Annotated in this window: 22 protein-coding genes and 2 pseudogenes; 8 read left to right on the top strand and 16 right to left on the bottom strand. The window is 64.6% G+C overall.

Going from position 1 to position 25,474, the window contains the following annotated elements; translation table 11 throughout:
- Positions 1–8 precede the first annotated feature (8 nt).
- Entirely contained in the window at positions 9–1,028 is a 1,020-nt protein-coding gene (gene gap / locus MSIMFI_RS23295; RefSeq protein ID WP_186242809.1) for a type I glyceraldehyde-3-phosphate dehydrogenase, read from the bottom strand.
- A 536-nt stretch (positions 1,029–1,564) separates the two neighbouring features.
- Here gap and MSIMFI_RS23290 point away from each other — a divergent pair.
- Positions 1,565–2,278, top strand: a complete 714-nt coding sequence (locus MSIMFI_RS23290; protein ID WP_396820571.1) for a hypothetical protein — start codon at positions 1,565–1,567, stop codon at positions 2,276–2,278.
- A gap of 78 nt (positions 2,279–2,356) precedes the next feature.
- Here MSIMFI_RS23290 and MSIMFI_RS23285 read toward each other — a convergent pair whose 3' ends face one another.
- The 3 genes from MSIMFI_RS23285 to MSIMFI_RS23275 form a co-directional block, all read right to left on the bottom strand.
- The gene (locus tag MSIMFI_RS23285; RefSeq protein WP_191499346.1) at positions 2,357–3,784 is read right to left on the bottom strand and encodes a phytoene desaturase family protein; all 1,428 of its coding nucleotides are present in this window, start codon (positions 3,782–3,784) and stop codon (positions 2,357–2,359) included.
- Positions 3,781–5,550, bottom strand: coding sequence for a DUF3556 domain-containing protein (locus tag MSIMFI_RS23280; protein WP_191499345.1), 1,770 nt, complete (start codon positions 5,548–5,550; stop codon positions 3,781–3,783). Before MSIMFI_RS23280 ends, MSIMFI_RS23285 begins: the two co-directional genes overlap by 4 nt.
- A gap of 468 nt (positions 5,551–6,018) precedes the next feature.
- Positions 6,019–7,242 (bottom strand): PucR family transcriptional regulator, encoded by a 1,224-nt coding sequence (locus MSIMFI_RS23275; RefSeq protein ID WP_191499813.1) that lies wholly within the window; start codon positions 7,240–7,242, stop codon positions 6,019–6,021.
- 212 nt (positions 7,243–7,454) lie between these two features.
- Here MSIMFI_RS23275 and MSIMFI_RS23270 point away from each other — a divergent pair, with 212 nt between their 5' ends.
- From MSIMFI_RS23270 to MSIMFI_RS23260, 3 genes are read left to right on the top strand one after another with little or no spacing between them, the layout of a single operon-like run.
- Complete coding sequence (locus tag MSIMFI_RS23270) at positions 7,455–8,210, top strand: lysophospholipid acyltransferase family protein (RefSeq protein ID WP_191499812.1); 756 nt, start codon at positions 7,455–7,457, stop codon at positions 8,208–8,210.
- A 2-nt stretch (positions 8,211–8,212) separates the two neighbouring features.
- Positions 8,213–9,841 carry an acyl-CoA ligase FadD12 gene (gene fadD12 / locus MSIMFI_RS23265; RefSeq protein ID WP_224770395.1) on the top strand — a complete coding sequence of 543 codons (1,629 nt, stop codon included), beginning with the start codon at positions 8,213–8,215 and terminating at the stop codon, positions 9,839–9,841.
- Positions 9,841–11,106, top strand: coding sequence for an alpha/beta hydrolase (locus MSIMFI_RS23260; RefSeq protein WP_191499344.1), 1,266 nt, complete (start codon positions 9,841–9,843; stop codon positions 11,104–11,106). Before fadD12 ends, MSIMFI_RS23260 begins: the two co-directional genes overlap by 1 nt.
- A 28-nt stretch (positions 11,107–11,134) precedes the next feature.
- Here MSIMFI_RS23260 and MSIMFI_RS23255 read toward each other — a convergent pair whose 3' ends face one another.
- Complete coding sequence (locus MSIMFI_RS23255; protein ID WP_191499343.1) at positions 11,135–12,523, bottom strand: WS/DGAT/MGAT family O-acyltransferase; 1,389 nt, start codon at positions 12,521–12,523, stop codon at positions 11,135–11,137.
- 104 nt (positions 12,524–12,627) lie between these two features.
- Between MSIMFI_RS23255 and MSIMFI_RS23250 the strand changes: the two genes are divergently transcribed.
- Positions 12,628–13,302 carry a hypothetical protein gene (locus MSIMFI_RS23250; RefSeq protein WP_224770394.1) on the top strand — a complete coding sequence of 225 codons (675 nt, stop codon included), beginning with the start codon at positions 12,628–12,630 and terminating at the stop codon, positions 13,300–13,302.
- A 23-nt stretch (positions 13,303–13,325) separates the two neighbouring features.
- Here MSIMFI_RS23250 and whiA read toward each other — a convergent pair whose 3' ends face one another.
- The 7 genes and pseudogenes from whiA to MSIMFI_RS29395 all read right to left on the bottom strand — a co-directional run.
- Entirely contained in the window at positions 13,326–14,303 is a 978-nt protein-coding gene (gene whiA, locus MSIMFI_RS23245; protein ID WP_186242803.1) for a DNA-binding protein WhiA, read from the bottom strand.
- Positions 14,300–15,364 carry a YvcK family protein gene (locus MSIMFI_RS23240; RefSeq protein ID WP_191499342.1) on the bottom strand — a complete coding sequence of 355 codons (1,065 nt, stop codon included), beginning with the start codon at positions 15,362–15,364 and terminating at the stop codon, positions 14,300–14,302. Before MSIMFI_RS23240 ends, whiA begins: the two co-directional genes overlap by 4 nt.
- Complete coding sequence (gene rapZ / locus MSIMFI_RS23235) at positions 15,361–16,245, bottom strand: RNase adapter RapZ (protein ID WP_191499341.1); 885 nt, start codon at positions 16,243–16,245, stop codon at positions 15,361–15,363. The genes MSIMFI_RS23240 and rapZ overlap by 4 nt, the downstream gene beginning before the upstream one ends.
- Positions 16,242–18,203: an excinuclease ABC subunit UvrC gene (gene uvrC / locus MSIMFI_RS23230; protein ID WP_191499340.1), complete on the bottom strand. Its 1,962-nt coding sequence runs from the start codon at positions 18,201–18,203 to the stop codon at positions 16,242–16,244. The genes rapZ and uvrC overlap by 4 nt, the downstream gene beginning before the upstream one ends.
- A 1,048-nt stretch (positions 18,204–19,251) precedes the next feature.
- A complete protein-coding gene (locus MSIMFI_RS23225; protein WP_191499809.1) occupies positions 19,252–19,734 on the bottom strand; it encodes an Rv1419 family lectin in 483 nt (160 codons plus the stop codon).
- 38 nt (positions 19,735–19,772) lie between these two features.
- A complete protein-coding gene (locus MSIMFI_RS23220) occupies positions 19,773–20,246 on the bottom strand; it encodes an Rv1419 family lectin (RefSeq protein WP_191499339.1) in 474 nt (157 codons plus the stop codon).
- Between the two features lie 158 nt (positions 20,247–20,404).
- A pseudogene (locus MSIMFI_RS29395) lies at positions 20,405–20,693 on the bottom strand (hypothetical protein); the annotation flags it as partial.
- A 128-nt stretch (positions 20,694–20,821) separates the two neighbouring features.
- Here MSIMFI_RS29395 and MSIMFI_RS23215 point away from each other — a divergent pair.
- From MSIMFI_RS23215 to MSIMFI_RS23205, 3 genes are all read left to right on the top strand, one after another.
- Positions 20,822–21,121 carry a hypothetical protein gene (locus MSIMFI_RS23215; RefSeq protein WP_191499338.1) on the top strand — a complete coding sequence of 100 codons (300 nt, stop codon included), beginning with the start codon at positions 20,822–20,824 and terminating at the stop codon, positions 21,119–21,121.
- A 156-nt stretch (positions 21,122–21,277) separates the two neighbouring features.
- The gene (locus MSIMFI_RS23210) at positions 21,278–22,321 is read left to right on the top strand and encodes a hypothetical protein (protein WP_224770392.1); all 1,044 of its coding nucleotides are present in this window, start codon (positions 21,278–21,280) and stop codon (positions 22,319–22,321) included.
- Positions 22,318–22,674: a hypothetical protein gene (locus MSIMFI_RS23205; protein WP_191499337.1), complete on the top strand. Its 357-nt coding sequence runs from the start codon at positions 22,318–22,320 to the stop codon at positions 22,672–22,674. The genes MSIMFI_RS23210 and MSIMFI_RS23205 overlap by 4 nt, the downstream gene beginning before the upstream one ends.
- Before the next feature lie 69 nt (positions 22,675–22,743).
- On the opposite strand, the gene MSIMFI_RS23200 is transcribed toward MSIMFI_RS23205, so the two are convergent.
- The 4 genes and pseudogenes from MSIMFI_RS23200 to ribA form a co-directional block, all read right to left on the bottom strand.
- The gene (locus MSIMFI_RS23200) at positions 22,744–23,397 is read right to left on the bottom strand and encodes a sensor domain-containing protein (RefSeq protein WP_191499336.1); all 654 of its coding nucleotides are present in this window, start codon (positions 23,395–23,397) and stop codon (positions 22,744–22,746) included.
- Positions 23,378–23,860 carry a PH domain-containing protein gene (locus MSIMFI_RS23195; RefSeq protein ID WP_191499335.1) on the bottom strand — a complete coding sequence of 161 codons (483 nt, stop codon included), beginning with the start codon at positions 23,858–23,860 and terminating at the stop codon, positions 23,378–23,380. The genes MSIMFI_RS23200 and MSIMFI_RS23195 overlap by 20 nt, the downstream gene beginning before the upstream one ends.
- The gene (ribH, locus tag MSIMFI_RS23190) at positions 23,857–24,342 is read right to left on the bottom strand and encodes a 6,7-dimethyl-8-ribityllumazine synthase (protein WP_191499334.1); all 486 of its coding nucleotides are present in this window, start codon (positions 24,340–24,342) and stop codon (positions 23,857–23,859) included. The genes MSIMFI_RS23195 and ribH overlap by 4 nt, the downstream gene beginning before the upstream one ends.
- A gap of 84 nt (positions 24,343–24,426) precedes the next feature.
- A pseudogene (ribA, locus tag MSIMFI_RS23185) lies at positions 24,427–25,347 on the bottom strand (GTP cyclohydrolase II); the annotation flags it as partial.
- Positions 25,348–25,474: the final 127 nt, after the last annotated feature.

Raw genomic sequence — 25,474 nt, 5'->3', positions numbered from 1 at the left:
GCCCGGACTTATAGCGACTTGCCGACCATCGCGACCAGGTCAACGAGCCGGTTGGAGTAACCCCACTCGTTGTCGTACCAGGACACCACTTTGGCCTGGTCGCCGATCACTTTGGTCAGGCCGGAGTCGAAGATCGAGCTGTGCGGATCGGTGACGATGTCACTGGAGACGATCGGCGCGTCGTAGTACTTCAGGATCCCTTTGAGTTTGCCCTCGGCGGCCGCCTTGAACGCCGCATTGATCTCGTCGACGCTGGCTGATTTGGACAGGTCGGCTGTCAGGTCGGTGACCGAACCGGTGGGGATGGGCACCCGCAGGGCGTACCCGTCAAGTTTGCCCTTCAGTTGGGGCATCACCAGGCCGATGGCCTTGGCCGCTCCGGTCGAGGTCGGCACGATGTTCAGCGCCGCGGCGCGAGCCCGGCGCAGGTCTTTGTGCGGTCCGTCCTGCAGGTTCTGATCCTGGGTGTAGGCGTGGATGGTGGTCATCAGGCCCTTGACGATGCCGAACTCGTCGTCGAGCACTTTGGCCAGCGGCGCAAGGCAGTTCGTGGTGCACGACGCGTTGGAGATGATGTTCTGGCTGCCGTCGTACTTGTCGTCGTTGACCCCCAGCACGATGGTGATGTCCTCGTCGGTGGCCGGCGCGGAGATGATCACCTTCTTGGCGCCGGCGTCCAGATGCCCCTTGGCCTTGGCCGCGTTGGTGAACAGCCCGGTGGACTCGACGACGACGTCGACACCGAGGTCTCCCCACGGCAATGCCGCAGGCCCCTCCCGCACCGCGAGCGCCTTGATCTTGTCGGTTCCTACCACGATGGTGTCTTCACCTTCGAGGCTGACGTCATGGGGCAGCCGGCCCAGGATGGAGTCGAATTTGAGCAGGTGCGCCAGCGTGCTGTTGTCGGTGATGTCGTTGACGGCGATCACCTCGACATCTGCGGTGCCCTGCTCCTTCTGGGCCAATAAGGCCCGGTAGAAGTTGCGTCCGATTCGACCAAAACCGTTGATGCCTACTCGGACCGTCACCTGTCTCTCCCTTGTCTACTTGTGGGGTCGTATTCGCCTCCGCTGAAAAACTGCTCGCCGTCAGCCTAGATGAGACGGCCAACCGTTGCCGAGCACCCCTAAAAGGGCAGGTTCACCCTTTGCAGCAAGTACGGTTGAAGTCGGCCACGAGTGACGAAGGCCGGCATGCGCGGACCACATCGATATCGCAGGCATTCGTTCACGACATCGGTATCCCGCCGGAGGCGATCGGGCCACCCGTGGCTGCAGGGTTAGACCAATCTGGTGCAAGCCGCACCGCAATCAAGGCATCGTGAAAGTGCGGCGCGTCCAACCACATTCGTGCAGGTCCATCGGTGTCCACAGAAGTTACGCCGACTTGTGACACCGTCGTGACGTCACCATTTGGAAACGGCGCGGTGCGGCGCGGGTCGTGTTCCACGTGAGCGCTGACAATTGGGCGGACGTTGAAGAAAGACCTCGGTAGGGCTATGCGGTTCTGCTGCACCAATTGATTGCGGAAGATCTGAGCGCGAAATAAAGGAGAGTTGACGCTGATGGGGATTGTGGATCGGTTCAACATCAGAGTGGTTGCCAGCGCCGGGTTGTGCGGTGCTGCCATCGCGTTAAGCCCGGTTGCCGCAGCCACCCCGCTGATAACGGGCGGCCACGCGTGCATCCAGGGGATGGCGGGCGACGCGCCGGTAGCCGCCGGCGGAGCGGCAGCCGCCGGTTGCTGCTGGCCGGGAGGCGGGCCAGCGGCCGGCGGCGGGCCAGCGGCAGGCACCGGGCCAGCAGCAGGCAGCGGACCGGCAGCCGCGGACGTGTGCAGTGCTGCACTCACTGACATGTCTGGTGTTCCGTTCGTTGTGCCTGGGCCGGTGCCAGCGGTTGCCCCAATACCCGCCGTCGCGCCAGTACCCGCCGTCGCACCAGTACCCGCCGTCGCACCAGTACCCGCCGTCGCACCAGTACCCGCCGTCGCACCAGTACCCGCCGTCGCACCAGTACCCGCCGTCGCACCAGTACCCGCCGTCGCACCAGTACCAGCGGTTGCGCCGCTTCCAGTGGTGCCGGCTGGTACTCCGCTGATTGCGCTTGGCCCGGTGTTGGCTGGTGCTCCCGCGGACGGTGTGGCCGGTGCTCCACTCATTGGCATGTCCGGGGTTAAGGATGCGCCGAGTGGTAACGCGCCAGCTGGCGGGCCGGTGCCCGGTCAGCCGGTTCCGCCCGGCCCACCGGCTGCCGCTCCGACGACTGGTGCGCGCTGAGGCTAATTTCCCCTTCCGGATTGCGCAGGCCCATCCACCCCGGGCCCAGGAGCCGGTTCGTCGCGACCGATGGTGGCTTCATCGGCCGCGCCGTTTACGCAGCGACCGCAGCGCTGACTCGGCGGCATGGTAGCCGCACAATCCGTGGATTCCGGCCCCCGGCGGCGCCGACTGCGAACAGAGGTAGACCCCCGGCGCACCGGTCGCATATGGGTCGACGGCCACCCGCGGCCGGAAGATGACCTGCAGCCCGTCGTTGGCACCGCCGATGATGTCGCCACCTATGTAGTTGCCGTTGTATGCCTGTAGTTCGGCGGTGGACTTGCTGACGGTTGCGGCGATGCGATCGCGGAATCCCGGGGCGAACCGCTCAATCTGGTCCGTTATGGCGGCGGTGGCATCACCGGTGTAGCCGAACGGTACGTGCGCGTAAGCCCATATCGGGTTGATATTGCCCGCGCAGCGCGACGGGTCGGCCAGGTACTGCTGCCCGACCAGCAGGAACGGGCGCTGCGCCATCTTCCCTTGTGCGCGTTGACGTTCGGTATCGGCGATCTCGGCGAACGTCCCGCCGAGGTGGACGGTGCCCGCACGCCCACAGTCGGGATTCGTCCACGGGATGTCGCCTTCGATCGCGAAGTCCACCTTGAAGGCCGACGACCCTTGGCGAAAGCGCCGATAGGACCGCTTGATCCGGGCCGGCATCACATCGCCGTAGAGGGCCAGGACCGCGGCCGGGCTGAGGTCAAGCATGACGATGTCGGCATCGGGAATGTCGCGACGGCTCATGACGGCAACGCCGGTGGTGATACTCCCGCCGTGCGCCTGCACGGCTGCGCCCAGAGCCCGCACGATCGATCCCGATCCGCCTTGCGCCACGGGCCAGCCGTAGCGATGGCCGCTGGCCAAGACCATCAACCCAAGTGACGCGGTCAGGGGCCGGTCCAGCCGGGTGTAGACGTGGGCAGCCGCCCCTCCGAACAGTGCACGTGCCTGTTCGGTGCGAAACCAGCGCGCCATTGCGGTGGCGGGCAACACCGCCCGCGGACCGAACCGGGCCAGTCGGACCGGATGCCGCGGAATGTTGAGCACCGGGCGAAGGAGATCGCCGGCCAACTCGTCGAACCCAGCGGCAAGGTCGCCGAAGGCGAAGCGCCAGCGTTTGCCATCGGAACCCATGCGGCCCACCGTCTCGTCAATCGAGTGGAACAGCAGTCCGGCGGTGCCGTCGTCGAGCGGATGCGCGCAGTCAATCTCCGGCCACTTCCACGTCAGCCCGTAGCTTTGAAGGTCGATCTCCTTCCAGAACGGTGAGCCGACACCGAGCGGGTGAAATGCTGAGCAGTGGTCGTGGATGACTCCGGGCAGCGTCAGTTCGCCCGAGCGCGCTCCGCCGCCGATCGTGTCGCTGGCCTCCAGCACCTGGACGTCAACGCCGTGACGCGCGAGGTGAATGGCCGCGGCCAGGCCGTTAGGCCCGGCACCGACCACGACCGCGTTGGTCATGACTCGCCGTGGACGACCGGTTGCGTCGTGATGTGGACCGGAAACTCGTCGCCGGTTTCGGGCCACGGCTGGCGGGACAGCATGTCCTCGACGTTGACGTAGCCGGACTCGATCAAACCAGTCTTGGCGTCGACAATGCGGTACCACTGCTTCTGGACGTGGACCGGTTGGCCTTCAAGGATGATGACCCGGACGTCACCCTCCGCAAAGTTGCACCGCCGCTGTACCGCGGCCAGCAGCTGTTCGTTATGCAGGTGGCCCTCGCCGAAATTCCATCCCAGCAGGGGCCCGGCAACGATCTCTCCTTCGCGCACCTTGTAATCCGCGTCGTTGTCGATCGCGCGCGGTATTAGGCCGTTGAGCGCCCTGCCATGGGTGTGCATCGCCCGGAACGCCGCGACCTTGTCGGCCATCACCTCGGCGGTGTCTACGTCGTAGAGCTTGGCCAGCTGATTGACAACGAGCGCAGAGCTTTTCACGATGTTGGCCTCTATATTGTCCTCGGCGCCGGCGCGGAAGCACCAGATACTGGTGGCCCAGTTGCCGGCGTAGTAGCGCATGGCGGGCAAGAACGAAATCTTTTCGGGAAACATGTTTCCCGCGATCACAATGGCCACCACGACGATCAGGATGACTAGCAACAGCGGTGACCGAAGATCGGTGGCCTCGATCGCGCCGTAGTGCCCGAACAGATAGAACAGCGAGAAGATGAAGAACACGTTCCACTCCAACGGGACTCCCATCGGGAGGTTGGACAGGATGTTGAGGTGGAAGATCACCATGAACCCGATCAGGAACCACCGCCAGGGTTGACCGTCGGCCACGAGGACCAGTACCGCAGGAACCAGGAATTCCGCCGTGGTCCCGCCGACGTGGGCCATCAACTTCGGCAACCAAGACGGCCTCAGGTCGTTGACGTGGTCCAGGTAGAGCAGCCGCTTGATCGGCCTGAACAGCCGGCTGCGTAGCAGGGCGTTGTTGCTCGTCATCACCGCCACGACGTACGGGAAATGGTGGTTGAGCTTGGAAGTCGCCGCCCCCCACCACAGGCAGAGCATGATGATCTTGAAAGCCGCTATCTGATCGGTGAACGGGAAGAAGAATACGAACAGCTTCAGCCAATAGTGTTCACCGCGGGCGGCCAGGAAGATGGTCTTGTCACGCAGTCCCAACAGCGCCAGAGCGACGATCGTAGGGATCCCCAGGACGGGGTTGATCAACCCGACATCGCCGGCGGGGGTGAGACCGGACCCGCCTTGACCGGGCGAGCCGGATGACAGCAGCGCCCAAAACCCCCCGATCAACACGATGGCGTAGAGGGCGACGTCGACGATGGTGCGAGTGTCGCCGCGTGTGAATGGGACCTTGTCCGGCCAGGCGGGCAATCGAATCGTATTGGGTCGCAACCAATAAAGGACTCCGCCGATCGGCGGCATGAATCGCCCGGTCAGCGGTCCGGATCCGCAGCCAAGGCCAAGGACCTCGAACAGCAGCGTGAAGATGATGACCTTCTGGTACACGATCGGTTGCGTCCACCAGTCACCGATGTGACTCAGCCCGCCCAGGCCGGGGGTCAACGAAATGATCGCAGCGGGGGCGGCGATATACAGCGCAATCTTGAACAGGTAGAGCAGATACACCGCGTACGGCGTACCGAAGCCGTGTTCCGCCCAGTGCCGGGTCACCACTTGTAGTCGCGTTGCCCGGGGCAGGGCCGGCCACGTGGCGTGGTCAACGTCCGGAAGCTCCGGTGACATGAATCCCATGGCGGCCTCATTCCCGAGAGATGTGAAACCCGGCTGGCGATAACCTGCGATTAACAATGTATCGGCAGCGCCAGACGGGCGGGTCGATCCTGCCGACCGGATTGGGCAAGCTCACCGACTCCGAATTGCCGACGGCGCCGAAAGATGCTGCGGCAAGGGGGGACTCACCCCTTGCCGCAGCGCGGATATAGTTCTGAGCTCGGACGGGCGCGGGTCATCGGCGCGGGATCGCAACGGGACAGCCCTCCGCGCGACCCCTCATCACGCAGGGATGCTTCCTCGATGCGGCCACGCGAGACTTTGCGGTCCTACCGGACCGCACACCGCGCCCTCCGAGAGTTCGGGCGAGCCTCGCCCAGGGTTTGCGATTTGATGCGGGCACACGCTATCGCGCAGAGTCCGGCGAGCACCATATGCGCCGACGATGAAGCTCAAGATCACCTTTGTGCGCCCCGCATAAAAGCACGGCTAATTGGCCGCGCGCAGGACTCCCGGAGCCATCCATCGACAGACCTCGAGCGCTACCTGCACCTTGAACACGGCATCCGGATCGTCGAAACTTTGTCCGCAGCGTTCCATCGCCTGGGCCACCCGGTACTGAATGGTGTTGCGGTGCAGGATCATCGCCTCGGCCGTCGCAACATAACTGCGGTTGCGAGCCAAGAACTCGCGCAGTGTCTCACGCAGCCACTCGTTGCGCTCATCGTCAACCCCGAGATCGCCCAGCACATCAGCCACGAAGCGGCGCAGCTCATCCACATCGCCAGCCAGCAACGCCACCGGCGCGACGTCGTCATAGAAAACGATCCGGGCGCCGCAACGGCGTCCGCCGGCATGGGCCACCGACTTCACCAGCTCGGCCTGTCGCAACGACGCCCGGAAGCCGTGCAGCCCGTCCCCCACCCGACCGACCGCCAGGCGGGCCCGGATTCCCGCCGTCTCGACCGCGGCGCGAATCCGCGACGGATCGATGGCCAGATTTGACACCGGCGTGAACCACAGCCGCGCCTCGCGCTCGTCCGTCGGCACCATCATCGAGCCCGCCGCTGGGCCCACTTCCGGGCTCAATTCCAGGGCCAGAAGGCAGCGCACCTGATCGAACAATGCCGCCACCTCTCCGATGGGTACCGCCGCGTCCACCCACACCACCGCCGCGAGATGCGCACCGTCCAACCGATAGCGCAACACCTTTTCGGCACGCGGAACGTCGACCGGGGTACCGGCAAGCACCTCACTGACCCACCGCTGTTGCAGGCCGCCGCGGCGGCTCACCCAGCGCTCGTGCTCCTCCTCGTACGCCATGATCAGCTGGTCGGCCACCAGGTCGATCAGCCTGGCCGCGCGATTTACCAGCTCGATAATCGTCGGCACCTGCTGAGCTGGCTCCAGGGCCGAGACGTACTGCATCGCCACCTCGAGAAACCGCGCGTGCCCAAGCCGGTGTGCGCGAACCAACGGCGCCAATGGGATATCGCGCTGGGCGGCCGCGCGAGCGTACGCCAGCGCGGCCGCAGGGGCCTCGATCAAGGACGTCGGCGCGTCTCGATCCAGGTAGTGAATGGCCGCCACCACGTTCTCGGTGAGGCTCGCCCGCCACATGTCCATCATCCGGGTGTCGTAATTGAGGCCTTGGATCTCGGCCTTCATGGCGTCGAACAGCTCCGCGATGAACTCGTCGCGAATCTTGTCCATCCGTCGAACGATCAACGAAATGGGCCTGCCATCGATCTCATCATCGACCTGGACCACCTCTGCGTCCCTTCTGCCGACCACCCACCCATCACTGTGCCCGCCTGAGGCGCTGGTGCAAAGCCCCCGTCGCTACCATCGAGGGACTCGACAGCAAGGGAGCTCAAGTGAGCAGTCCAGATGGCGAAGACGACATCGGTAAGTTCGACCCTGCGATGACGCAGCGCGTGATCAGCGTGATGCGCCCGGTATTGAAGACGTACTTCCGCTCTGAGGTGCATGGCCTGGATTCCTTCCCACCGGGCGGGGCCCTTGTCGTCGCCAACCACTCCGGCGGCATGTTCCCGATGGATGTTCCGATCTTTTCCGTCGATTTCTACGAGAAGTTCGGCTACGACCGACCCGTCTACACACTGAGCCACGACATCCTCTTCATGGGCGTCACCGGGCCGCTGTTCCGGCGTATCGGCTACATCCGGGCCAACCGCGAGAATGCGGCCAAGGCGCTGCGGAGCGGTGGGGTGGTGATCGTCTTTCCCGGCGGCGACTACGACGCCTACCGGCCCACGGCTTCGGAGAACGTCATCGACTTCAACGGCCGCAAGGGATACGTCAGCACGGCAATCGAGGCCGGTGTGCCCATAGTGCCCGCAGTCTCCGTCGGTGGACAGGAAACGCAGCTCTACCTGTCCCGCGGCACCTGGCTGGCCGAGCGGATCGGGCTGAAACGTCTGCTGCGCAGCGATATTCTGCCGCTGTCGTTCGGCTTTCCGTTCGGGTTCAGCGCCGTCATCCCACCCAACGTGCCGCTGCCCAGCAAGCTCGTGACGCAGGTGCTGGAGCCGATCGACATCGCCAAGCAATTCGGCGATGAGCCCGACGTTGACGAAGTCGACGAGCACGTGCGGTCGGTGATGCAACAGGGCCTCAACGAGCTTGCCGCCAAACGTCGTTTCCCGATCGTGGGCTGAGCGTGGCATCTCGCATCGGCCAAGTCCGCAGCCTGATCAACACCTTGCGGCGCGCCCGAATGATCGCGCCCATGCGACCGGACCGATACCTACGAATCGCCGCCGCCATGCGCCGCGAAGGCATGGGCTTCACATCGGGCTTCGCCGGTGCGGCGCAACGCTGCCCGGACCGCCCAGGTTTGATCGACGAATTAGGGCCCCTGACTTGGCGAGAGCTCGACGAGCGCAGTAATGCGTTCGCCGCCGCGCTGCAGGGTCTGCCGGACGGGCCGCCGCGCGTCGTCGGCATCATGTGCCGCAATCACCGTGGCTTCGTCGATTCACTGTTGGCAGCCAACAGAATTGGCGCCGACATCCTGCTACTCAACACATCGTTCGCCGGCCCGGCCCTGGCCGACGTGGTGGCCCGGGAAAACGTCGACGCGATAGTCTACGACGAAGAGTTCACCGCCACCGTGGATCGCGCGTTGGCCGACACACCCGATGCCACCCGCATTGTCGCCTGGGCCGACGAGCCGCACGACCTCACCGTCGAGAAACTCATTGCCTCCCATGACGGGCAACGGCCGGTACGCGCGGGAAACGGGCGCAAAAAAGGAAAAGTAATCCTGCTGACCTCCGGTACCACCGGAACACCCAAGGGCGCCAAGCACTCCGGCGGGGGCGGCGGCATTGGCACACTCAAGGCGATCCTGGACCGCACACCGTGGCGAGCCGAGGAGCCGATCGTAATAGTGGCACCGATGTTCCACGCGTGGGGCTTTTCGCAATTGGTACTCGCGGCGTCGCTGGCCTGCACCGTGGTGACCCGGCGCAAGTTCGACCCCGAGGCCACGCTTGACCTCGTCGACCGCTACCGGGCGACGGGCCTGGCGGTGGTACCGGTGATGTTCGACCGCATCATGGCACTGCCCGAGCATGTGCGAAACCGCTACAGCGGCCGGTCATTACGGTTCGCCGCCGCCTCCGGTTCGCGGATGCGGCCCGACGTCGTGATCGCGTTCATGGACCAGTTTGGCGACGTGATCTACAACAACTACAACGCCACCGAGGCGGGCATGATCGCCACTGCCACCCCGGCCGACCTGCGCGCCGCTCCCGACACCGCGGGCATGCCCGCCGAAGGAACCGAAATCCGCATCCTGGACTCCGAACTCAACGAGGTGCCCGCCGGCGAGATCGGCAGCATCTATGTCCGCAACGACACCCAGTTCGACGGCTATACCTCGGGCACAACCAAAGATTTCCAGGCCGGGTTCATGTCGTCGGGCGACGTTGGCTACCTCGACGCCGCCGGACGGTTGTTCGTGGTGGGCCGTGACGACGAGATGATCGTCTCCGGAGGCGAAAATGTGTATCCGATCGAGGTGGAAAAGACGCTGGCCGCGCACCCCGATGTGGCGGAGGCCGCGGTGATCGGCGTCGACGACGAGCAGTACGGCCAGCGGCTGGCGGCTTTCGTGGTACTGGAAACGGATGGGACGGCCACTCCCGAGACACTCAAGCAACACATTCGGGACAACCTTGCCAACTACAAGGTGCCCCGTGAAATCGCCGTCCTCGACGAACTTCCCCGCGGCAGCACCGGCAAGATCCTGCGCGCCGAACTGCAATCACGGATCAGCGGCTGATGAGAATCCGTCCGAGACCACTCGCGCGCGCGGCAGTCGAATTCATCAACGCCGCCAACGGATTACGGCCAATAGCACGTAAAGGCTACAGCACCGTACTGGTGTTCTGGTTCGGCTGGCCGACATCCGAGGTGCCAGGAATCTACTTCACCGCCTCGCTGCTGGACGTACTGCGCCGCAGCCGCCGTGGCGACTTCGCCGGGCGCAAAGGGAAGGCGGCGCTGGGCTTGACGGCGGCGTCCTGGGCCATCCTGGCGGTGATCCGCTACCGCGGTGTCACCACGCCCGGCCCGGTGCTGGAGGCGGGCCTAAGCGAGCAACTCGGGCCCGACTACGCCAAGGAACTGGAAGCCCTACCAGCGCAACCGACACGTCGCAACGGAATTGGCTCGCGCAATCCGCCTTTCCGCACCACCGTGGCGCGCCGGCGCTATGTCGAAAAGACCAACATCGTGCGCTACGGTCCGCACGGGCGCGCCAACCTGGCCGACATCTGGCGGCGCCGCGACCTGCCGCGTGACGGCAAGGCGCCGGTGCTCGTGCAGGTGCCCGGCGGCGCATGGGTGCTCGGTTGGCGCCGACCGCAGGCGTATCCCTTGATGAGCCACCTGGTTTCGCGCGGCTGGGTGTGCGTATCGCTGAACTATCGGGTTTCTCCGGTGCACACCTGGCCCGACCACATCGTCGACGTCAAACGCGCCCTGTCCTGGGTCAAGGAGAACATCGCGGCCTACGGTGGCGACCCGAACTTCGTCGCGATCAGCGGGGGGTCCGCCGGCGGTCACCTGTCCGCGTTGGCAGCCCTGACTCCCAACGATCCGATGTTTCAGCCTGGCTTCGAAGAAGCCGACACCTCGGTGGTCGCCGCAGTGCCAATCTACGGGCGCTACGACTGGTATTCCACCGACGGTGCGGGCCGTCCCGAGTTCGTCGGGCTGCTCGAAAAGTTCGTCGTGAAAAAGAAATTCAGCACTCACCGCGACGTCTTCCTGGACGCGTCACCGATCCGGCACGTGCACGCTGACGCGCCGCCGTTCTTTGTGCTGCACGGTCACGACGACTCGCTCATTCCGGTCGGCGAAGCGCAGGCGTTCGTCGAGGAACTGCGAAGCGTGTCCAAGGCGCCCGTAGCCTACGCCGACCTGCCCAACGCCCAGCACGCCTTCGACATCTTCGGATCGCCGCGGGCGCATCAAACCGCGGAGGCCGTAGCCCGGTTCTTGTCCTGGGTATACGTGACCAGCCGCCCGCCCTCCGGCGGCTAGCCACGCTAAACCCCAGTCACAGGTGCGCCTACAGGGATTCCGCGGCGCGCTCCAGTTCGGCCAGCGCCGGCTCGATGGCGTCGGCCATCTCGTCGATGTCGTTGGCCACCTCGGGTGTGGTCACGAATCCGAAGTCCAGGTAGTCCTGATACGAGAAGCACGTGATGTTCAATGCCACGTCCATGACCGGTGGCCCAAGTGGCACCAGGGAATCCAGCTTGGCGCCGGCCATGTACAGCGGGAAGGGTGGACCGGGGACATTGGAGACGACCAGGTTGATGGGAGCCCAACTGTGCGACAGCCCGGTGGCCGTGTAGGCGCGGGCGGCCAGCTGTAGCAGGCCGGGCGGCGTGGTTTCGGTCAGCCCCATGATCTGATGCGCCGACAGCGCCTTGGCCATCTCCTTGGCGCTCTGGGTGCTCTCGTGAATGGCCGCCAGGCGCTTGGCGGGGTCTTCGATGTGGGTGGCTAGCGACGCGGTCATCGAGCTGATTTGGTTCCCCACTTGATCCTTCGTCTCGTCGGTACGGGTGGAGACCGGGATCTGAGCGATCAGCGGCTTGGTCGGCAGCTCGTCGCGCTTCTGCAGATAAGCGCTGGCCGCTCCGGCGACCATCGCAAGCACCACGTCGTTGAGCTTGACGCCGAACGCGTCCTTGACCGTCTTGGCCCGGGCCAGCTCCACGCGCGCGCCACTAATCCGCCGGTGCGGCGACACGGCTGCATTGAACCTCGTCTTGGGCGCCTCGAAGTATCGCGGCGGTCTGCTAGCAACACCCAACGCGGCGATCTGCTGACGCACGGTCTGCTCCAACAGTCTGGCTATGCGGAACGGAGTCATGATCCCGACGTTGATGAGAGCACCTATGGCGCGCCTTTCCAAGCCCGGGAGCTGGAACCCGACCAGCGATCCCACATTTTCCTCTTGCGGCGGTCGCGGTTCCGGCGTTACGTCCAAAAGGATTTCGCCTAGCCCGGCGCCAGAAACCCCGTCGACGATGGCGTGATGCATTTTGGTCAGGGTCGCGATGCGGCCGCCCTCGACGCCCTCAATGACCCATAGCTCCCATAGCGGGCGGGAACGGTCCAGTTTGTAGGACATCAGCCGGCCCACGAGCTCCTCGACCTCGCGGCGGCCACCGGGCGCGGGAACGCCGATGCGACGGACGTGAAAGTCGACGTCAAGCTCCTGGTCCTCGACGAACCATGGCCGGTCGAGTCCCAACGGGGCGCCGGTGACGCGCCACCGCAACTGCGGCAACTCCGGCAATCTCTCATTGATCAGTTCGCGGAGTCGGTGGAAGCTGTAGTCCGGGGCGTGACTCGGATCGCAAATCGCCAGCGCACCAACGTGCATATGCCAGCCTGCTGTTTCTGCTGACCAAAACGCCGCATCAACGCTTGAGAGCCGCTTCATGCCATGACCGTAGCCCTCGCCTGCCCGCCGGGCCAGGTTATGAGCGAACAATCCCGCCCACGATCTCGGTGTGAAGCGATGGCAGGGGCGGCTATCGTCGGCATGTGCAGGCTGCGCCGCGGGCTTCGTCGGGCTTTTCGGACCGATCGCGGACTCGCGCTGAAAAGCTTGCTATTTCGGCGATACTCGGAGTCATTGTGCTGCTGTTGGGCGGGTGCGATGCGAGTTCGGTGTGGGGATACAACAAGCCACGGGGCTACGACGCGTCGACCCTGAAGTTAGTGTTCTCGATGGACACCGGCCAGTGCCTGAACAGGTTTACCTACAACTCCAAGTTGGCGCCCCCTCATCCGGAAGTTGTGCCCTGTGACAGCCCGAACGCCCAACTGCGCAACGACGGATTTCATGCCAACGCTTCGGGCTGCGTCCGGATCGACTATGAATCGATCACCCGAGACGGCCGGAAGTATTACTGCCTCAAATACCTGGTGCGGGTCGGTTACTGCTACCCGGCGGTGACCGGTTCGGGGACACCACCGGGGGTACTGCTCTACGCACCATTAGCGTGCGACGAATCGCTGCCGTTGCCAAAAGTGGCTGATCTTTCCGCGGGTGAAAACGGCAGGCAGTTTTCCAAATTCGTCGTCACCGATATCAAGACTCCCGGTTCCGGACAACGCTGCGATTCGGCGTCGGTGTCACTGCAGCCGCCCGAAGAAGTCGAAGGGCCCGCGATACCGCCTGCGGTCAGTCAGCTCGTGTGCGTCGCACCGAAATAGGCGTGGGACGCTGCCGTGCCGCGCTAGGCATCTTCCAACAGGTCGGGAGTCACCGCCGATTCCGTGTCGGGGATTCCCTCCACCTTCGCCTTGCGATCAGCCATCGACAGCAAACGCCGAATTCGTCCAGCGACCGCGTCCTTCGTCATCGGCGGGTCGGCAAGCCGGCCGAGTTCCTCCAGGGACGCTTGCCGGTGCTCGACGCGCAGCCTGCCGGCCGACGCCAGATGTTCGGGCACGCTTTCGCCGAGTATCTCCAATGCACGCTCTACCCGAGCGGCCGCCGCAACCGCGGCCCGGGCCGAGCGGCGCAGATTGGCGTCGTCGAAATTGGCAAGCCGGTTGGCGGTGGCTCGCACCTCGCGACGCATCCGGCGTTCTTCCCAGATCAGCCTGGTGTCCTGCGCGCCCATCCGGGTCAGCAACGCGCCGATCGCCTCGCCGTCACGTACCACGACGCGATCCGCGCCACGCACCTCGCGGGCCTTCGCACTTACCCCGAGCCGACGCGCAGCCCCCACCAGGGCCAGCGCCGCCTCGGGACCGGGGCAGCTGACCTCCAATGCCGAGGAACGTCCCGGCTCGGTCAACGACCCGTGCGCCAAAAAGGCTCCGCGCCACGCCGCTTCGGCGTCACCAATGCTGCCGCCGACGACCTGAGCCGGCAGACCGCGCACGGGACGCCCACGCATGTCGAGCAGTCCGGTTTGACGTGCCAGCGCCTCACCGTCATTCGCGACCCGCAGGACGTATCGGGTGTTCTTCCGAATCCCGCTGGCCGACAAGACATGCACCACCGCGTTGTAGCCGTACAGGTCGAAGATGTCCTTGCGCAGCCGCCTCGCGATGCTGCCCAGATCCACCTCGGCTTCCACGACCACGCGCCCGCCCACGATGTGCAGCCCGCCGGCGAACCTCAGCAGGGAGGTGACCTCTGCGCGCCGCGCGCTGACCGATTTGACTACCAGACGGCTCAGCTCGTCCTTCACTTCGGTCGTCATCGCCACGCGTCGTCACCCCTCGGTCGTCCATCGTCGATCGGTACCTCAGCTGTGGCCGTCGTCGAAGCCGCTGCCGGGCCTTTCTCACTAGTCAGGTCACGCGCCCGCACCCCATCCAGGACGGCCGCCAGCTTGCCCGGGTCATGTAAAGGTGTACCAGGTCTGGCCACGTCGGCGAAGTGGACCTCTGCCTGTAGCAGGGTTGCGGTCCGGCGCAGCTGCTCGCGCTCCCGATCGCTCGGCACTCGTTCGGCGTCGATGATGATCTCGTCCACGGTGAATCCGGGCGCGTGCTGGGCCAGCACGTGTAGATGGCGCTCCACCGAGAAACCGGCCGTCTCCCCCGGCTCGGCCACCAGATTGAGCACCAGGGCACGGCGGGCCGTCGTGGTCCGCAACGCTGTCGCCAGACCCGGCACCAGCACGTGCGGAATCACGCTGGTAAACCACGACCCGGGCCCCAACACCACCAGGTCGGCGGCCATGATGGCGTCGACAGCTTGGCGGGTAGCCGGTGGGTCGGCGGGCAGCAAGCGCACCCGTCGCACCTTTCCAGGTGTGGTGGCGATCGCCACCTGACCGCGGATCAACCGGAACATTCGCGGGTCAGACTCCAGCCCGGAGACGTCGGCCTCGATTTGCAGCGCGATCGGGCACATCGGCAGCACCCTGCCCTTGACGCCGAGGATGCGCCCGAGTTCGTCGAGGGCGGCGACGGGGTCGGCGAGCACCTCGTTGAGGCCGGCGAGGATCAAGTTCCCGATCGGATGTCCGGCAAGCGCGCCGTTGCCGCCGAATCGGTGTTGCAGGATGGTCGCCCACAACCGGCCATACGGGCTGTCGGATGCCAGCGCCGCCAAGGCCATTCGCAAATCACCTGGCGGCACCACGTCCAGTTCGCTGCGTAGCCGGCCCGACGATCCGCCGTCGTCGGCGACGGTCACCACAGCGGTGACGTAGGGAGTCAGCCGGCGAGCCGCCGACAGCGTCGCGTATAGGCCGTGTCCGCCGCCCAGCGCAACGATGTTGTGACTTGCGGGTTGGCTCAGCGCGTCGGTCATTCGCGACCCAGGTCCCGGTGTAGTACCCGCACCGCCAGTTTCAGATCCGACCGCAGCAGTCCCATCAATGCCTCCGCGATCGCGACGCTGCGGTGCTTACCACCTGTGCAGCCGATGGCGACCGTCATGTACCGCTTTCCCTCCCGGCGATAGCCGTCGACAACCAGGGATAGCAATCGATGGTAAGTCTGCAGAAATTCGGCCGCGCCCGGCTGGCCGAGCACATAGTCCCGCACCGCGGCGTGTTGGCCGGTCAGTGGCCGCAACTCGTCCACCCAGTGCGGGTTCGGCAGGAACCGAACGTCCATCACCATGTCGGCGTCCATCGGCAGTCCATACTTGAAGCCGAACGACTCGACCGTGACACTAGTGGTCGCGCCGCCGCTGTTGCCGAATGCGCGCTCGATGCTCTCCCTCAACCCGCGTACGGACAGCGCCGACGTGTCGATGATCAGGTCGGCGGTGGCGCGAACCGGAGCCAGCATCCGGCGTTCGGCGGCAATGCCCTCGGCCAGGGTCTGCTCGCCCTGCAGCGGATGGCTCCGGCGGTTTTGTTCGTATCGGCGCACCAACATGTCGTCCGAGGCCTCCATGAACACCACGCGGGGGGTGATGTTACGAGTTGCCAGTTCGGTGCGCACCGAGTCGAGGTCGCCGGTGAATCCGCGCGACCGCACGTCCATCACCACCGCCAGTTGGGTGATGCGTGATCCGGCTGCCAACCCGAGGTCCACCATGCGGGTGATCAGCTGGGGAGGCAGATTGTCGGCCACATACCAGCCGAGGTCTTCGAGCACTTTGGCCGCCGTGCCGCGCCCGGCCCCCGATAAACCGGTGACCAGTACGACGTCGATGCCGGCCGATGCGTCGGCGTTGGTCATGCCGTGCCTCCCGCGCCGCCAGACGCTGCGGGCTCGTCCGGTCTCAGTGCCTCGAGGACGGCCGCGGCCGTGGCTACGCCGATGCCCGGGACGGCGGTGATCTGGTCGACGGTGGCCTCCTTGAGGCGGGCTATCGATCCGAAATGGGTGACTAACGCTTTGCGCCGATGCTCGCCCAAGCCCGGCACCGAGTCCAGCGCCGATGCCGTCATCCGCTTGGATCGCTTGCTGCGATGGTAGGTGATGGCGAATCGGTGCGCCTCGTCGCGCACCCGCTGCAACAGGTAGAGTCCCTCGCTGTTGCGCGGCATGATGATTGGATCCGGCTCCGACGGCACCCATACCTCTTCGAGCCGCTTGGCCAGGCCGATCACCGCGACATCGGTGATACCGAGATCCTCGAGCACGGCGCTGGCCGCGTTGACTTGCGGTGCGCCGCCGTCGACCACGTACAGGTTGGGCGGGTAGGCGAACCGGCGCGATTTACCTTCCGGAGAAAGCAGATTCGGATCGTTCTGGTCGTGTAGGTGACGTAGGAACCGGCGCCGGGTGACCTCGGCGATGGAGGCCACGTCGTTGGATTGCCCGTGTCCGGCCGCGTCCCGGATGCCGAAGTGGCGGTAGTCAGACTTGCGCGGCAGGCCGTCCTCGAAGACCACCAACGAGCCCACCACGTCGGTGCCCTGCACGTGGCTGACGTCAACGCACTCGATCCGTAGTGGCGCATCGGCCAGGCCCAGTGCATCCTGAATGTTCTGCAGCGCAGCGGATCTGGCGTTGAAGTCGCCGGCGCGCTTCAACTTGTGTTGCTGCAGTGCTTCTTTCGCGTTGCGCTGCACCGTTTCAGCGAGCGCCCGCTTATCCCCGCGGCGCGGTACCCGCAGCGCGACGCGGGATCCGCGCAGGGCGGACAGCCAGCTGGCCAGTTCGTCGCTATTGGACGGCAGACATGGCACCAGCACCTCGCGCGGAACGGGGTTGACGGATTCGTCGGCTGAGCCGTCGAGTTCGGCCTGCTCACCATAGAACTGGGTCAGGAACTGTTCGACCAACTGTTCCTCACCGGAATCTCCTGTGTCTCCGGGCTTTTCGACAATCCAGCCACGCTGGCCACGAACCCGGCCGCCGCGGACATGGAACACCTGCACCGCCGCTTCCAGTTCGTCGTCGGCAAACGCCACCACGTCGGCGTCGGTGCCGTCGCCGAGCACCACGGCCTGCTTTTCCATGGCCCGCTTCAGCGCGGCCAAGTCGTCCCGGAGCCGCGCGGCCCGCTCAAAGTCGAGTTCCTCGGCCGCAGCATTCATCCGCTGTTCCAACTCGCGGGCAAAGCGGTCGGTCTTGCCGGAGAGGAAGTCGCAGAAGTCCGTCACGATCTGGCGATGCTGCTCGGCGCTGACCCGGCCGACGCACGGGGCCGAGCATTTGTCGATGTAGCCAAGCAGACACGGACGGTCTATCTGCTTGTGCCGCTTGAAAACTCCAACTGAGCAGGTTCGCGCCGGGAACACCCGGGTGAGCAGGTCCAGCGTTTCGCGGATTGCCCACGCGTGCGAGTACGGCCCGAAATACCGGACACCCTTGCGTCGTGGGCCGCGATAGACCATCAGCCGGGGGAACTCCTCGTTGAGGGTGACGGCCAGCACCGGATACGACTTGTCGTCGCGGTAGCGGACATTGAACCGCGGGTCGAACTCCTTGATCCAGTTATATTCCAGCTGCAGCGCTTCGACCTCGGTGTTGACCACCGTCCACTCGACCTTGGCCGCGGTGGTCACCATCTGGCGGGTCCGTGGGTGCAGGCTGGCAACGTCGGCGAAGTATGACGTCAGCCTGCTGCGCAGGCTCTTGGCCTTGCCGACGTAGATGACGCGGCCATGCAGATCGCGGAATCGGTACACGCCCGGCTCGACCGGGATGGACCCGGGCGCGGGGCGATACGTCGCGGGATCTGGCACGCATTCCAGGCTAGTGGTCGCTAGCCAAGCCGTAGCTACAGGTCCAATTCAGATTGGGTCATCGTCCACGCCAGGACGCCATCTACGTGATGACGAAGCCACCGAGCTCGTGTGGGTTCAACGAATTGCCGCAGACGTCAACTGATTCGGCGTACAGCGCCGGACCGTCGAACTGATACGCCGACTCGGCGAAGTCCGAGGAAACGTGCCTGACATCAAGTCACCGATCACGGCCTGCACTGCTGGTTCGACTATCTGGCCGTCGATGTGACAACCTCATGGCGATGTCTGAAGTTCGGGGTCATCACTGCTTGGTGTGGAGGGCACGAAGTGGAGTTCAATTGTGCACTAAACCCAGACCTGCAGTGCGCCGCTAGAGTCTTCCTGGTGGGCCGGTCGCTCCGGAGCACCTGGTCACGAAGATAGCGAATCGGGGCTACGTCGAACGGCGGTGGCGCGCACCATGACTCAAATTTGACGCGAGGTTCTGCTCTGGCTGTCTGTATTGCTCTCTAGTCACGTCTGCAACACTGGCCTGTGCCGGAGGCTATGGTCGCGCTGCCCACCTCCGCGCGACAACGCGGTTTCTGCAGGTCAACGCCACCTCGAAACCCGCGCGGCCACTACAAACGTGGCAACGACACCGCAGCTCAGGCTGTTGTCGCTAAGAGCCGGGCGCATCGGGTGTCCACCGGGGCAGCGACACATGTGACTGTTGTGACGGTGCGATGTGCCCGATCTATGGTGCGCACCGCTTTGAGCCAAGACACGTCTAACGTCTGGCGGCAAAAACGCAACAACACCACGAGGTCGCCATTCCGCGTCGCGGTTCACGCAGTGCAACCATCCGCCAATTCGCCCGACCCGTCGACCGCCATTGCAAACAGTAACCTCAATAAGAGTTAAATTACGCCGGACTGCCGCTGCTGCTCCTGGCCTTGCCGATGTAGACGACCCGCCCCGGGATCTGGCGCGCGTATCCAGGCTAGCGGGCGCTCGAAAGGCGCCTACAAACACGGCGCTCGTTGGGATCGGGTGGCAGGTCCGGTCACGGAATGCGATCCCACTCCTCGCCGGGTCCATCGAGGCCGCAATTGAGGTGGTTCACCTCAGTTCCCGGGTTCGGCGCGCCGAAGCCAGCATTCAGGCAGCCAGCGAGGACGGTCGAGATCTGGCCGTTGGGCTGGTCACTCCAACGCTGGCCGAGCCCACCGTTACAGGGCACCAGGGTCACCGGCCACTCGCTCAGTACGTCGACTGCCAAGCAGTTGCCGGGAAAGGCCACGCTCTCGATCTGCCCGGGGGAGTTGAAATTCCAGCGCTGCGTTGGCGACCCGTCGCAGGGGTTGATCACGGCCGGCGCATTGAAGTTCCCACTCGGGCCGTCCAGGCAAACATCGCCTAATCGGCTCTTCAGCTGGACCGGGCCGTCGGCGCTGGCCACACCGGCGCTGAGCAGCCCGATACCGAACACTGCGCCGACTGCGACAAGGGCCCGGCAAATACCGCCCATCAACCGCGACCCAGGCATTTCAGCTGCACTGACGAGAAGTGCCCCAGCGAGCCCGGTCACGGAACGGTATCCCACTCTTGGTCGGGTGCACCGGGGGCACAGAGGCGGGTGGACACCCAAGTCCCAGGGTCCGGGCCGCCGAGAACGGTGAGGCAGTTACTACCAAGATTGCTGACCAAGCCATCGGGCTGGACGGTCCAGTGCTGGCTGATCCCATTCACGCAGGGCTGCACAAATGCGTACAACATATTGCCGATATTCACGCAGTCCCCGGGGCGGGCCGCGCTCTCGATCTCCTGGTCAGGGTTGAGATTCCAGCGCTGGAAATCCGACCCATTGCAGGGGTTGATCACCAGCGCGGTGAACCAGCCCGCACTCGGGGCTTCCAGACAAACATCGCCTAATCGGCTCTTCAACTGGACCGGGCCGTCGGCATTGGCTACACCAGCGCTGAGCACCGCAACACCTAGCACTACGCCGACTACGACAAGGATCCGCCGAACACTGTGCATCAACCGTGATTCATGCATTTCAATTGCAGCCTCTCTTGGTTCAACTCACCCCCCAAAAGCGGCGCAGTCAACACCGAGAGCACCACCGCCGCAGACAATTTGCCACGGATATACGCATTTCTCTACCACAGCCTGCACAAACCTTCTATCGCTGGCGATATGTTCCCATCACATCGTCAGGTTCGGGCGTCGATTTGCGCCTTCCTCTTCGCCGCCCATTCGGCCATGGGGAATCCCGGCTTGCTGTCGCAGGCCGATATCAGCAGAGCCACCTGTGGAACTACCGCCAAGCCGTGGTTACACGTCCAATTCGGATGAGTCATCGTCCACGACAGAACGCCATCTTCCGTGATCGCGGAGCCAGACCACATCGTGCGGGTTCAACGAATTGCCATAGACGTCAGCCGATTCGGCGTATAGCGCCAGCCCGTCGACCCGGTACACTGCCGCGCCGAAGTCCGAGGAAACGTGCCTGACATCAATTCACCGATCACGGCCTGCACTACCGGTTCGACTATCCGGCCGTCGGTGTGACAACCTCATGTGGCGATGTCTGGAGTTCGGGGTCATCACGGTTTGTGTGGAGGGCCGAAGTGGCAAGTGGCAGTGAGACGTTGGATGTGGTTGCGGGAGCGTTGCGGGCCGCGTCGGGGATCGTCGGCGGGCATGCGGAGCAGGTGGCGTCGTCGGTGGGGAGTTTGAGCGGGTCGCTGGAGTTGTCGGGTGTGGCCGCTGCGGCGATGCATGCCGGGTTGGGTGAGTATTGCGGCGCATTCGGCCAGCGACTTTGGTCGGTATCGGCGGCGCTGGTGGTGGCGTCCGGGGGGTTTGCGGCGATGGAGGAAGCCAATAGCGCGGCGCTGGCGTCGGTCGACTCCGTTCCGGTGCCTTAGCTGTGGGGGCCGTCGAGGGGCCGCTGACACGATCGCGTATCGAGGCATTTGATCAGACCGCCGACATGTTGACCGCTGCCGCGGCGCAATGGCGGGCGCGGGCAGCGCTGCTGGAGCGCGCCGCAAACGCCTACCTCGACCAAATGAACAGCCCCAGTGGGACCGAATGGCCGGGGGCAGGCCGCCGGATCGGCCGTGCAGATGGCCCACGCCGACAAGACGGCAGTGATCGGCGCTGTCGATCACGCGCAGCAAATGGCTGATGTCGCCAAGCGGGGCGGCGACGCCCTACGCGGCGCCCGTGAGGAGGTGCTAGAGGCCATCGCTGAAGCCGAGATCGACGGCTTTCGTGTGGGTGAGGATTTGTCGGTCACCGACAACCGCTCACACAACTCGCCCGCCGAGCGGGTTGTCCGCCAACAAACGGCGCAGACGCATCGCAGCTTCATCGCTCACCGGGCGGTGCGGCTGCAAGACACCAACGAAACCATCGCCACCAGGCTGCACGCCGGGGCCGCGCAGATGGCGGGCATGGCGCCCGCGCATTGGCGCCAGCCCGTCACCGAATTCGCCGGGCCCGTCCCCGCCTGCACCGACGCGACCGCACCCGCGCACACCACGATCGACAGCCGCAGGGGCGCCATCCACGCCGTCGACAGCCACTGGAAACAAGACCCGCAATTACCCGCGCCGGACGACCCGAAAGATATGACCGAAGCGCAAGCCCGCGCAGCATGGGAGGCTGTCAACGCTGACATTGCCCGCTATAACGCTCGATGTGGACGCACCTTCGTCCTGCCGAACGAACAGGCAGCCTACGACGCCTGCATGGCCGGTAGGGGCCCTCTCCTTGAGAGGCAAGCCGCGATCCGAGCCCGCCTAACGGACCTGGGCATACCGGTTGAAGCTGAGCTCCCTCCCGCTCCCGATCCCGCGGGCGAACCTCAGGGCCGAGGTTTACCTCCAGACGGTGTTACCCCTCCTGTCGAAGGATCCCTGACGGTAGGGCCGCCGAGCCGCCCTGGCGAACAGGCTCGCGGCGGTCAAAGTCTCTGGGACCAAAACGGTGGCGAATGGCGCTACTACGCCGGTGATAAGTGGCACCATCCACATTGGGATTACAATCCTCACAATACGCCAAATTCTCGATGGGATAACATTCCCATAGGCGATCTCCCATACTTGAAGGAGGGGCCATGAGTGTTTTTCGTGTCAATTTTTTTCCCGATTTCAAATGGAGCGATGTAGTTCTAGCAGCCGCTGATCGGGAGGGACTTCGCATTTTTCAGTCCGCTGTGCGATTGGCACGGGAAAACGGTAATGCGACTTTCGAAGTTGACGGAATTCAGCATCGAATAGTGCGACAAAGCGGGGCGGCTGACATCGAACTGGGGTCGCAAACCGTTGCGTGGCGATTCGACGACGCTAAACTCGCAGAGATCCTCGATATGATAGTCCCACTGATTGATATTGCAGGACCGGGTCATCAATATGTTGATGACTTAAATAGTCCTGCACCCACGCTCCTCATATCTGTTGATGAATATGTCTGACCTCTGGCGGTGAAACGCAACATGCAGTATCCGACCAGTTGGTGAACAGATGGCTGCGCCGACAGCCTGTCAGGTTCGGGCGTCGATTTGCGCTTTCCTCTTGGCCGCCCATTCGGCCATGGGGAATCCCGGCTTGCTGTCGCAGGCCGATATCAGCAGAGCCACCTGTGGGACTACCGCCAAGCCGTAGTTACAGGTCCAACTCGGATGAGTCATCGTCCACGACAGGACGCCATCTTCCGTGATGGCGAAGCCGCCGAGCTGCATTGGCGCAAATGCGCCGCTCGGACTCACCGGAGTGGCCTCCCCGTGGCAGCGGGATACTGCACGGAATCCATTCCAGACGACATCGTGTGGATTCAACGAATTGTTGTAGACGTCAACCGATTCGGCGTACAGCGCGGAGCCGTCGACCCGGTATGCCGACTCGGCGAAGTCCGAGGAGCCGGGCGGCCGAAGCGGCGACCCCCTAAAGAGAAGAGCCGCAGAGCATTCGGGTGGACGGGCGCTGGTGAAGTAATTGTCGCCCACCTTCATCGCGACCGCTGGTCCGAGCGGTGTGCGGTCTCCGTCGTGCAGAAGCAGGTCGCGGGCCAAAATCGGCGCGGGCGACCGGCCAGCGGCCCGAACCGCCCGGCCCGTTACCGATGCGGTGCAGGCGACCAACATCACCGCGGCGACGACCAAAGCGACCGCCGCGCAACTACGCCGAAGGCCTGCCATTGGATGATGATATGAGGTCCGGTCGATACCGGGCTAGCAACGAGCGCACGGCGTCCATGGCCGCCACCGCGCGTTCCTTGTCGACGGCCTGAATCGCCATCACAGGGATGTACTCGTCGTCGGGCAAATCGATTCGCGCCCACCGGCTACCGCCGGGAAACGACACACCGACCACCTCAGACCACGGAACTAGCTTGTTGCCCAACAGGTTACGCACCGCAAGGCCGGAGGAACCCACCCGTAGTCGCGGCCGCGTGAACAACAACACAGCGCCGGCGATGACCAGCCCCAGAACACCCATCGCCACCTGATCGGCGGTCTGGAAGACCACTCCGCTGGACCCGACCTTGAGCAGAATTCCCACCACAATGTGCACAGCAGCGATGACAAATGCTGCGGCGTAAGCGAATAACGGTGTCAGGCGGGGACGCAGTTCAACATCCCAATCGGGCGAGGTGTTCACAACTGTTGCGCACGCAGATCGCGGAGGGTCAAGGCGGTGGCCAGGGCAGCCGCGGTGGCTTGGGCGCCCTTGTCTTCGGCCGACGTCGAAAGCCCAGCGCGGTCCAGCGCCTGCTCCTCGGTGTTGGTGGTCAACACCCCATTGCCCACCGGCGTGGAAGTATCCAACGACACCCTGGTCAATCCCTGGGTCACCACATCACACACATAGTCGAAATGCGGTGTCTCACCACGGATCACCACCCCCAACGCCACCACGGCGTCATGGTTGCGGGCCAACTCCTGCACCACCACCGGAATCTCGATCGCACCCAGCACCCGCACCACCGTCGGGCTGCCGACGCCCGAATCGGCCGCCACCCTAAGTGCACCATCGAGCAGCGCGTCACAAATCTTGGTGTGCCACGTGCTGGCGACGATCGCCACCCGCAGACCCGACGCATCCAGTGCCGGCATCGCCGGCACACCTGCCCCGCCGCTCATCTGCGCCGCTCCTCTCCCCCGCAAGCGGGAGGTACCCCCACATCGCCATTTGTATCGTCGCCGGTGGTCATAAAACACCACCACTCATAGGGCACCACCGAATTCGCCTGGCAGCGCACCGGAGTCGTGGAATTCGTCCAGACCGATCAAGTCATGGCCCATCCGGTCGCGCTTGGTCATCAGATAGCGGATGTTGTCCGCATTGGCCCGCACCGGCAGCGGCACCCGCTCAATGATGTGCAAGCCGTACCCGTCCAGCCCCACCCGCTTGGCCGGGTTGTTGGTCAGCAGCCGCATCGAATGCACACCAAGATCGACCAAAATCTGGGCACCAATCCCGTAATCACGGGCATCGGCGGGCAACCCGAGCTTGAGGTTCGCGTCGACGGTGTCATCCCCGGCGTCCTGCAGCTGATAGGCCTGCAACTTATGCAACAGCCCAATCCCGCGGCCCTCATGACCGCGCATGTAGAGCACCACACCGCGGCCCTCGCGGGCCACCATCGCCATCGCCGCATCCAGCTGCGGCCCACAATCGCAGCGGCGCGACCCGAACACGTCGCCGGTCAAGCACTCCGAGTGCACCCGCACCAACACGTCATCGCCGTCGGCGTGCGGCCCAGCGATCTCACCGCGCACCAGCGCCACATGCTCGACGTCCTCGTAGATGCTGGTATAGCCGATCGCGCGGAACTCCCCATGGCGAGTCGGGATCCGCGCCTCGGCACCCCGCTCAATGTGTTTTTCGTGCTTGCGCCGCCATGAAATCAAGTCGGCAATGGTGATCATGGCCAGCCCGTGCTCATCGGCAAAGACCCGCAACTCATCGGTCTGGGCCATCGAACCCTCGTCTTTTTGGCTGACGATCTCACAGATCGCCCCCGCGGGTTGCAGCCCCGCCATGCGGGCCAGATCGACGGCCGGTGCTGCTCCGTTGGGCAGCGGGATGGGTGCGGGGGCGCCGGCTGGTGGTGCTGGCAAACCGGGGTTGGTCTCGGCTACCGAACCCGCCGACGAGGATGATCGCGAAGACGGTGGCGAGCTACAACCTGGTGAGCGCCTGACCTAACAGCATCCGACCGCAAACCGAACCACCCCGGGTTGCTAGTCAACGACCGGTAGCGACGCTTCC

Source organism: Mycobacterium simulans, from assembly GCF_900232995.1.
Taxonomy (GTDB): Bacteria; Actinomycetota; Actinomycetes; order Mycobacteriales; family Mycobacteriaceae; genus Mycobacterium; species Mycobacterium simulans.
Note: the sequence above shows the minus strand (reverse complement) of the source record. Positions and strands in the feature narration are given on the sequence as shown.